Origin of the sequence: Peribacillus faecalis (assembly GCF_014712675.1) — a bacterium.
Classification (GTDB): Bacteria; Bacillota; Bacilli; order Bacillales; family DSM-1321; genus Bacillus_AD; species Bacillus_AD faecalis.
In genome coordinates, this window is the sequence record NZ_JACXSI010000062.1 from 1 (window position 1) to 9,112 (window position 9,112).

A 9,112-nucleotide genomic window follows, 5' to 3' on the forward strand; every position below is an offset into this window, starting at 1 on the left:
ACAGAAGTTGTCCTTATTTTATTATTTAAAAGTTCAAAGCCGGTGAAATTTTACTTGTCGTAAAACTTCACCGGCTTTTTTAGTTCGGAGGAGGGTTTTGTCCCAGCCTCTATTGTATTACAGTAAAAATCGAACTCCGGCCATCATCACGATGCCAACCAAAACCGTTATCGAGAGGCTTTTCGTCCAAATAGAAATCAAAACAGTCGGGATGATGACAACGAATACCGGCCAATCAACCAACAATCGCGATTCTTCTTGAATAAGAACACTGTCCGCAACAAGCGCCGTCAAAATGCAGATTGGAATAAATGACAGCCACTTAATTACAGGTTTCGGCAGCTCGACATTTTTCACAAGAATGAACGGTACTACTCTCGGAATGACAGTCACGAGTGCACATCCCAAAATGACCAATAATACTGTTAAATCTACATTCATTTGTCCTTCACCGCCCCAATAGCCGCCACAATAATTGTCGTCAACAAGATTGCAACATGCGAAGGCACAATTAAGCATAATAAAACCATTGAAATTATACTATAGAATATTAATGATAAATAAAGCTTGAGCTTACTTCTTTCCATACTTTCCAATTGCAAAACGAGCAAAGCGATAAACATTGCGGTCAGAGCGAAATCGAATCCGAATTTCTCGGGGTCCGCAATCCACTTCCCAGCAAGTGCTCCTGTCACACAAGAAAGAATCCAAGTAACATACGCTGTTATGTTCAAACCATTCATCCAACTGTCTTTAAGCTTTTCCCCTTTGAACATTTTATTAACTGCGACACCGAAAGACTCATCGGTGACAAGAATGCCAATCCCTATATTTTTCCAGAGTGAATATGACTTAAATTGCGGCGCTAACGTTAAGCATAATAAAAAATGGCGGACATTTACGATAAAAGTCGTTAATACGATAACGGAAGCAGGAGTCCCGGAAGCAAGCAACGCGCAAATGATGAACTGTGAAGCGCCTGCATATACCAATGCCGACAACAGCAAAATCTCAATCACACTTAAGCTTGATGCCGCGCCTACAATCCCTGCCGCAATTCCGATACTTATATAGCCGATTAATGTCGGCACACAATCCTTCACTCCGGCACGGAACGAAGAAGCTTCTTCTATAGGAAATTCTTTTACAGCTGAATCCATGCCCCCACCTCGTTTGATATACTATACGTTTGTATGTTATACCAATTTTTACAATTATTCAATTTAATAAAACTTTTAATTTTATCTTGGAATTGCCCAGGCAACGCGCGATTATGCTGTTCAATTCGCCAATCAGCACTCACCGAACAGCATTAAAAGGCCCATCAGCAGCTTGCCGAACGTCCGTCAGTTAATAAGCGAAATCGATTTGAAATATATGGAAGCAAGACACTTCTTATGCAACATTGCCGAAGCTTGCAGTGATGAATATCGCAGATACCTAGTCAACAATGAAATCGGAGCGGCAAAGCATGTAGTGACTAATGCTTGATAAAGCGATGCGCCGCAAGTACTATTTAATGTGCTTGGGCTTTTTTTACATATTATATGAAAATATTTTACAATTTTATGATATTCTATTAGAAAAACCGTTACCGGTCCTTTTTCATTTTTGAAATTGTCTCCTGAATTCACTTCAATGAAAAAGGAGACATACGGTAACCGAAATGCGGAAGCGGCCCGCAAGTAAGGAACAGCGACTAAGAGCGCTACGTCCGCATATCTTCGTCGCTGTGACTCTCTTCCTGAGAGCCCCACTCAAGAAACCCGCTTTTGGTTTCTTGTGAAAGGCAGGAGGGGTACATCGGCTAAAAGCGCCACGTCCGCATGTCTTAGCCGATATGCCCAACATCCTGTTGGCCTCCGAGCATGCGCAATTCTCGTCTTAATCATCAGCTATTTCATCATCCGACAAAGAGACCGCAACAAGAAAAAAGATTAATATAATCCAAATTCATGCAAAATCTGTCGATATTCTGTTATGCTCAAATTAACAGAAATGATAAGGAGCAATTCATATGAATAACAAAGATTTTTCTAAGCTAATTCCTACTATTCTTCAATTGGCATTAAATATTGCTCTTACTTTACTGGCCATCACCCTATGCATTTTGATGGGCAAAGAGCTCATTTACTTCATTAACCATTCGATTTTAGCTTCTAAAAGCTTAGACAATTACGAGCTGTTGGAACACATTTTAATCTTTTTCTTATACTTCGAATTTGTAGCGATGATCATTAAATATTTCAAGGAAAACTACCATTTTCCGTTACGCTACTTTTTGTATATCGGCATCACAGCGATGATCCGCCTCATCATCGTCTCACACGAAAACGGACTGCAAACATTGCTCTATTCATGCGCGATACTCGTGCTGATTATCAGTTACTTCATTATTTCTCGGGCGAAGGGAAATAAGGAGTAGGGCGGGGATTCGGTCTAAATATTTTTAATTTTGGAAGAATAAAAAGCAAATTGGGATGAATTAATGAGATGTCAGACGAATTATTTTAAAATCCGGACGAATCCCATTTGAATGTGGATGAATTAATCTTAAAACTGGATGAATTAGTTTTATCCATAAATCCAATTTAAGAGAATAATGCGTGAATAAAAGCCGACCATACTTTTATTCACGCATTTTTTATAAAGCAGCAGGATTTTTGACGCATTCCGACGAATTTTTCACCCAAAGGAGTGAATGCAAATGATTAAAAAAGAAAGATTGTACCCTTTATCAGCATTACAACTCGATGCCTTGCTGAGAAGGCTGCCGGCTAATCATGAAAAACGGCAAATAATCGAAAAAGACTTAGCGAAAGTGCTGGCTGGTTACCGAGGCGAGCAAACATTGGACTACCACCTCAACTTCTTAGACGATGTAAACCACCTGATTTTCCACGATGTACGACTCCCGCTTAAAAACCACTTTTTCCAGATTGACACCCTCATCCTGACATCCCGATTTGCCTTCATTTTAGAAGCGAAAAACTTATTCGGCTCGATCACGTTTGACCCTGACTTCAATCAGCTAATCAGAATGTATCTTGATACTGAAGAGGTTTTCCCAGATCCAGTCACACAAGTGAATAATCAAAAATTTAAGCTAGCTCAATGGCTAAAAAATCACGGCTACACGATCCCCATTTACACGAAAGTCGTCATCAGCAATCCGCATACCATTATGAAATCCAATACAAATAATCAACGTTACCTTCAGCAAATCATCCGCTCCGCCAATATCGTATCCGCAATAATGAAAACTTCCGAACAACAATCACCACCAATATTAACCGACAAAGACCTCAAAAAGCTTACCCGTCTAATCTTAAAAGACCATACCGAGTTTTATAGGAATAATTTGAAGAGATATGCTCTAACAGAAGCTGAATTAACGACCGGTCTCCACTGCCCTAGCTGCTCACACATCCCGCTGATTAAAAAAAGATATAAATGGCATTGCAGCAACTGTTCTTACGCAGATAAACACGCTGTCATCCATTCACTGTTTGATTATTATTTGCTGCTAGGTCCAACAATCACAAACAAACAGTTTCGTCGTTTTTTCGATATTCCATCTACATCTACGTCAACCAAAACACTGACATCATTGAATTTATCAAAGACCGGAACGACAAAAGGAGTAGTTTATCAGTTATGTAGAGAATATTTTGACTCAAAGATATAATCGACAGTATCCATCAGACGCGAATTCTTCCCAATTTGAAATTAATAAATCCGCTTTTACAAGGAATTCATCCCAATTCAGAGATAATTCGTCCGACTTTCTTAGGATTCTTCCACATTTGCAGTTTTTTCTTCCACTTTCCAAAATAATTAAGCCGACCACAGAATAATTGACCAACAGAACGCCAAACCACTATTGAACGAAAAGCCACTTCTACTTGCACGCTTACCGTACAAAGCGACCCCAAAAAGCAACCGGCTCTTCGTTCAACTTGCTTCCTGACTAAACTATAGAGAAACAACAAAAAGAGCCTACCTTTTAAAGATAGACTCTGTCTTATGTAAGCGGGTGATGAGAATCGAACTCACGACATCAGCTTGGAAGGCTGAGGTTTTACCATTAAACTACACCCGCATATTAAATTATATTATGCCCAACCAAAGTTAGTACTACATATATAAATGGCGCGCCCGAAAGGAGTCGAACCCATAACCTTCTGATCCGTAGTCAGACGCTCTATCCAATTGAGCTACGGGCGCATTTATGTAAAATTTTTATGGAGCGGAAGACGGGATTCGAACCCGCGACCCCAACCTTGGCAAGGTTGTATTCTACCACTGAACTACTTCCGCATACATGGTGGAGGATGACGGGATCGAACCGCCGACCCCCTGCTTGTAAGGCAGGTGCTCTCCCAGCTGAGCTAATCCTCCATTGGTCGCCTGGCAACGTCCTACTCTCGCAGGGGGGAAACCCCCAACTACCATCGGCGCTGAAGAGCTTAACTTCCGTGTTCGGAATGGGAACGGGTGTGACCTCTTCGCCATCATTACCAAGCATTTTTTCGTGTTGTCCTTTCGACATAAATAAATATATCACTATAATTCTATCAAAGCAATACCCTTTATTAAAGTTCTAAAATTCAAATTATTCGCCCTCACTCGATCATGCCAATACGGATCTTTTCAATAACGAACACACAGATAATGACAGCAAAATACAGAAAGAGGATGACCCACCATCTTTGACTATCGGTCAATGTGGTTCTAGCTTTTTTCTTCGGGAATTTTATGACATTATTTTTATTCTCCATGGGAACCTCCGCTAATTCCAGTATTTGAACAAACGTACAATCCCTCCGAAAATACCCCTGATCGCATAAAAGATTAATTCGGGTACGTAAGAAATTAATTGAAATAAGATTTCCCTTTTGCTAGGCTTTGTTTTCTTTTGGCTCATTTCATTTTCCCCATTCGTTTATTTATTTTTACGAATCAGGTTACCTGAACGTTTCACACAGGCAAGAAATAAAATATTATTCTATTATAACTGAAGTTCCGTATGCAATTAGTTCAGATGTGCCTTGGCTAGATGTTAATGCAAAGCGGAAACCGACAATGGCATTTGCTCCTGCAGCCATAGCTTCTTGAATCATTTGTTCCTTTGCCGTTCGCTTGGACTCATCGAGCATCTCGGTATAGCTTTTCAATTCCCCACCAATAATTGATTTTAAACCAGATATTAAATCTTTGCCGATATGACGTGATTGAACGATGCTGCTTGTAACTAATCCGCACTCTTCCACAATCTTTTTATTGGCAACTGTTGGTGTCGTTACAATAATCATCATTTACTTCCCTTTATCAAACACTTTATGTAATGAAAATATTCGCCAAACCTTGACAGAATCCTTTTTATAATTTTCAACAATTTTGAGTCATTCACCTAATTTATTGAATCATTACATTAGGTGGTTCAGTGCTATTTCTTATAGGATCACTCGTCGCAGTTATTGCAGGTGTAAAAGTTTATAATCGACTAGTTAGCAACCCATCCTCAACATGAATATATTGCTAAAAATTAGAGGCTCTAAACAGCCAGTGAATGAATGTTTAGAGCCTCTTATTAAATCATCAATATTTCGCGTATGTCTTCTTCTGTAAGCGCCGATGTACTCTCACCCGGCTCGATAATTTGTTCGATAAGCTGGCGTTTTTTCTCCTGCAGTTCATTCATTTTTTCCTCAATCGTTCCGCGCGAGATGAGTTTAATAACTTGGACGACATTGTTCTGTCCCATGCGGTGGGCGCGGTCCATCGCTTGCTCCTCAACAGCCGGGTTCCACCATATATCATATAAAATAACGGTATCTGCACCGGTTAAATTCAAGCCGGTTCCTCCAGCTTTCAACGATATTAAGAACAAATCTCCCTCGCCATTGTTAAAACGCTCGCACAGTTGAACCCGCTCCTCGGAAGGAGTTTGTCCATCTAAGTAAAAATAACTTCTGCCTTCATTCGCCAGCTCGCGGCCAATCATGGAAAGCATCGAAGTGAATTGAGAAAAAATCAGTACTCTTCTACCGGCGTTCTGCGATTCCTCCAATATTTGCAGCAACTGCTCAAACTTAGCCGAGCCCCCTTTATAATTGTCGACAAATAATCCGGGATGACAGCAAATTTGTCTTAGGCGCGTCAGTCCTGCCAAGATGCGGATGCGATTTTTACGGAATGTATCTTTATCAAGATGCTTCAATGTGTCGTGGCGCAGCTTCGCCAAATAAGCACCATACAACTTTTTCTGGTCTGGAAGCAGCTCGGCCAATTGCAGCGATTCCACTTTTTCAGGAAGCTCGGAAAGCACATCTTCTTTTACCCTTCTCAACAAAAATGGACGCACTCTTCGGGCGATCTGCTCTCTCGTCAATTGGCTGTACGCTTTCAATCCGAGGAAAAGCTCCGGAAAAATGACATGAAATATCGACCATAGTTCCTCAAGTGAATTTTCTATCGGCGTTCCTGTCAGCGCAAATTTGCAATCTGCTTGCAGCGATTTAACCGCCTTCGCTGTCTGTGTGACCGGATTTTTGAAGGCTTGCGCTTCATCAAAAAAGATAGTATGAAATTTCTGCTTCTCGTACCACTTTATATCGCGACGCAACAGCGGATAAGACGTAATAATCACATCCTTATCTTTTGCTTGTTTAAACTTCGGGTGTCGTTCTGCTTTATCTCCGTCGATGATGAGCGCATTCAGTTCCGGTGCAAATTTTCGTATTTCACTTAGCCAATTGTAAGTCAGCGATGACGGACAGACGACAAGGATAGGCTGATGCTTCGCACGCGTATCAGCAAGCTCCGACACCATATACGTAATGCTTTGTAGCGTTTTTCCAAGACCCATATCATCTGCCAATATGCCGCCGAACGAGTAATGCGCCAATGTTTTCAGCCATTTGTAGCCATGGATTTGGTAATCGCGCAAAATCGGCTCTAACTGCTCAGGCACAGGAATATTCAGCTTGTCCGGATGCTCAATGGTGTCGAGAAACGTCCGGAAAGATTGCTCAAGTTCTAGGGTATTTTGGTTATCGACAGCATCCAGCAATCGCAAACCTTGAACTAGCGGCACCTCAAATCCCGCTAAAACATCTTCCTCTTGAGCAGGCACAGCTTTCAAAAAGCGCTGAATTTCTTCAAATTCTCTTGTTTCGAGCGACATGAGCGAGCCATCGCGGAGACGGTAATATTTCCGTTTTTCCTCGAGCGCCTGCAGCACAGCTTTTATTTGCTTCTCTGGTACACTGTCCATATCAAACTTGAATTCAAGCCAATTCGTCCGCTCTTTTTTGATTTTCACACGAATTTTCGGCTTCGGATTTTCCCGAAAAATCCGGTTGCGCACTGCCGTCGTTGCATATACTTGCATCATTTTCTGCAATTTCGGAAGTATGTGATATAAAAAACGATACTCCAATTCTTCATTCTGCAGGAAATAGCCGCCATCCGTTTTCGCAAAATCGCTCTCCTCCATCAGCTCTAAAATGACAGCCTCTTTATCTTGATCGCGAATGAGAAGCGGAGGCGTTCTCTCTTCCTCAAGTGGGTTAATAACCGTGTGCTCGTATTGAAATTCAATTCCGGCCAATAGCCGATTTCTGACGCGATCCAAATATAACTTAGCAACAAGCGGTGTTTTCATAAACTGCTCACCTAAAAATGTACATTCACCCAATCGCTTCAATCCAGGAACAACTCGTTCCAGAAAAAAAGGAAGTTGTTCCTTTGCAATGTATATATGGTTTGCACCGGACGATTGCAGCATTTGCTGCAAATCTGCCAACCGCTTACTATCTTCCTTTCTTAATAAAGCAAGCTTTCCATCTGCAAAAACGGCATTGTACATCGGCAGCACAGCTATTTGCTCTAAACCATTCATATGCAAGCGCTGCTGCTCATCGAATACAAAATGAAGCGGCAGCGGACCATTGCTTACTGCAAAACCATCATAAATGCAATGATGATACACGAGCTTCACAGATGGTGCTTCGCGCAATAAGGGTACGAGCACTTCCCAAAAAGCGGGCGGTATGAATAAAGCAGCGCCAGGCTCCGATGCATCATCCTTTATTTTGATCAACTGCTCGAGAAGCGCTGCTGTTTCTTTTTGAAAACAATGAACAGCCGGATTGTATAAACCGTTCTCTTGTCCATACTGAACATGCTGGAGAAACGACTTCACTTCCGCCACCTTAACATCGCCGATTTCCAAACCAATATTCAGTCGCTTCTTGTCATCCGCCTCACAAATAAACGTTACATCGAGCAAGCTTCTGTCTTCAAAATGAAGTTGGCGGGCCATAGAGCGTGTAGGCCGTTCATTAAATAACGTCAAGAAGCCTGTACTCAGCCTGTCTTCCTGCTTCAGAGCCGGCACCGTGCCATTTTGCTGATGCTCCATTATTGCAAGAAGAACAGCAGCTACATGCTGGCACTCTTTCTGATAAGACGCTAATTTCGGGCAGCTGCACATCGTTTGAAAATCATTCTTCACCGTACGGATGCTGACTTCAAATTCACCGTTGACCGTTGCCTCGCATATATCACTGTCATATCGGCTGAAATCGACTTGTTGCTGTCGACAATAGACTTCTCCCCGTTTATATGAAATTTCTCCGCACCTCTCTAAAATGATTTTACGATTGACTGCTTTATTCAAAAATAGCACACCTTCCTCGACGTCCTTTTCTTCATGGTATGATTTTATCGCTAATTTTCGTTTTTTACTACTTTCTGATTTTTTACATAACAAAAGTGCAAGCGCCCTGTTTAGCACCGTATGAACTGGAGGCCGCCGACCGAGATATAGGAAACACGAAGAACGAAAGTGATTCGATGTTGACTTATCGAAGGGAGGTTGCCGAAGGGCAATAGGTGCTGGGCGCTGGAGCTGGACGCCGATACACTTGTTTTAACTTATACTCAATGTGGAATTTTATAATTTCCTGCTAAAGCAAAAAAGCCAACTCAATTATAAAGTGTACCCTTTGTAAAGGACATTTTGAAAAAAACTAGGCAACTTCTTGAAGCTGCTGTCTGTATTTTGCAGGCGGCAGCTTTTTCAAGTTCCATTGACCCCGATAAT

General features: G+C 41.5%; 6 protein-coding genes, 4 tRNA genes and 1 rRNA gene. 2 read left to right on the forward strand and 9 right to left on the reverse strand.

What is annotated here, in order from left to right; genetic code table 11:
- Positions 1–117: 117 nt before the first annotated feature.
- Complete coding sequence (locus tag IEO70_RS17990) at positions 118–441, reverse strand: AzlD domain-containing protein (protein WP_190999765.1); 324 nt, start codon at positions 439–441, stop codon at positions 118–120.
- On the reverse strand, positions 438–1,160 hold the full coding sequence (locus IEO70_RS17995) for an AzlC family ABC transporter permease (protein ID WP_190999766.1): 723 nt from the start codon (positions 1,158–1,160) through the stop codon (positions 438–440). Before IEO70_RS17995 ends, IEO70_RS17990 begins: the two co-directional genes overlap by 4 nt.
- An 857-nt stretch (positions 1,161–2,017) precedes the next feature.
- Here IEO70_RS17995 and psiE point away from each other — a divergent pair.
- Together psiE and IEO70_RS18005 are read left to right on the forward strand one after the other, a co-directional pair.
- On the forward strand, positions 2,018–2,425 hold the full coding sequence (gene psiE, locus IEO70_RS18000; RefSeq protein WP_190999767.1) for a phosphate-starvation-inducible protein PsiE: 408 nt from the start codon (positions 2,018–2,020) through the stop codon (positions 2,423–2,425).
- 282 nt (positions 2,426–2,707) lie between these two features.
- Positions 2,708–3,688, forward strand: coding sequence for a nuclease-related domain-containing protein (locus IEO70_RS18005; RefSeq protein ID WP_190999768.1), 981 nt, complete (start codon positions 2,708–2,710; stop codon positions 3,686–3,688).
- 343 nt (positions 3,689–4,031) lie between these two features.
- On the opposite strand, the gene IEO70_RS18010 is transcribed toward IEO70_RS18005, so the two are convergent.
- The 7 genes from IEO70_RS18010 to IEO70_RS18040 all read right to left on the reverse strand — a co-directional run bounded on the left by IEO70_RS18010 (position 4,032) and on the right by IEO70_RS18040 (position 8,686).
- Positions 4,032–4,102 (reverse strand) — tRNA-Gly (locus tag IEO70_RS18010).
- A gap of 48 nt (positions 4,103–4,150) precedes the next feature.
- A tRNA-Arg gene (locus IEO70_RS18015) sits at positions 4,151–4,227 on the reverse strand.
- An 18-nt stretch (positions 4,228–4,245) separates the two neighbouring features.
- Positions 4,246–4,320 (reverse strand) — tRNA-Gly (locus tag IEO70_RS18020).
- Between the two features lie 5 nt (positions 4,321–4,325).
- Positions 4,326–4,401 (reverse strand) — tRNA-Val (locus tag IEO70_RS18025).
- Between the two features lie 7 nt (positions 4,402–4,408).
- A 5S ribosomal RNA gene (gene rrf, locus IEO70_RS18030) occupies positions 4,409–4,525 on the reverse strand.
- 478 nt (positions 4,526–5,003) lie between these two features.
- Positions 5,004–5,315, reverse strand: a complete 312-nt coding sequence (locus IEO70_RS18035; protein WP_190999770.1) for a YbjQ family protein — start codon at positions 5,313–5,315, stop codon at positions 5,004–5,006.
- A 278-nt stretch (positions 5,316–5,593) separates the two neighbouring features.
- Positions 5,594–8,686 carry a DEAD/DEAH box helicase gene (locus IEO70_RS18040; protein WP_190999769.1) on the reverse strand — a complete coding sequence of 1,031 codons (3,093 nt, stop codon included), beginning with the start codon at positions 8,684–8,686 and terminating at the stop codon, positions 5,594–5,596.
- Between the last annotated feature and the right edge of the window lie 426 nt (positions 8,687–9,112).

What these genes read in the sequence shown, in the direction of transcription:
- IEO70_RS18035 (WP_190999770.1), bottom strand. Translation starts at nt 5,315, where the DNA reads ATGATTATTGTAACGACACCAACAGTTGCCAATAAAAAGATTGTGGAA.
- IEO70_RS17990 (WP_190999765.1), bottom strand. Translation starts at nt 441, where the DNA reads ATGAATGTAGATTTAACAGTATTATTGGTCATTTTGGGATGTGCACTC.
- IEO70_RS17995 (WP_190999766.1), bottom strand. Translation starts at nt 1,160, where the DNA reads ATGGATTCAGCTGTAAAAGAATTTCCTATAGAAGAAGCTTCTTCGTTC.
- IEO70_RS18005 (WP_190999768.1), top strand. Translation starts at nt 2,708, where the DNA reads ATGATTAAAAAAGAAAGATTGTACCCTTTATCAGCATTACAACTCGAT.
- psiE (WP_190999767.1), top strand. Translation starts at nt 2,018, where the DNA reads ATGAATAACAAAGATTTTTCTAAGCTAATTCCTACTATTCTTCAATTG.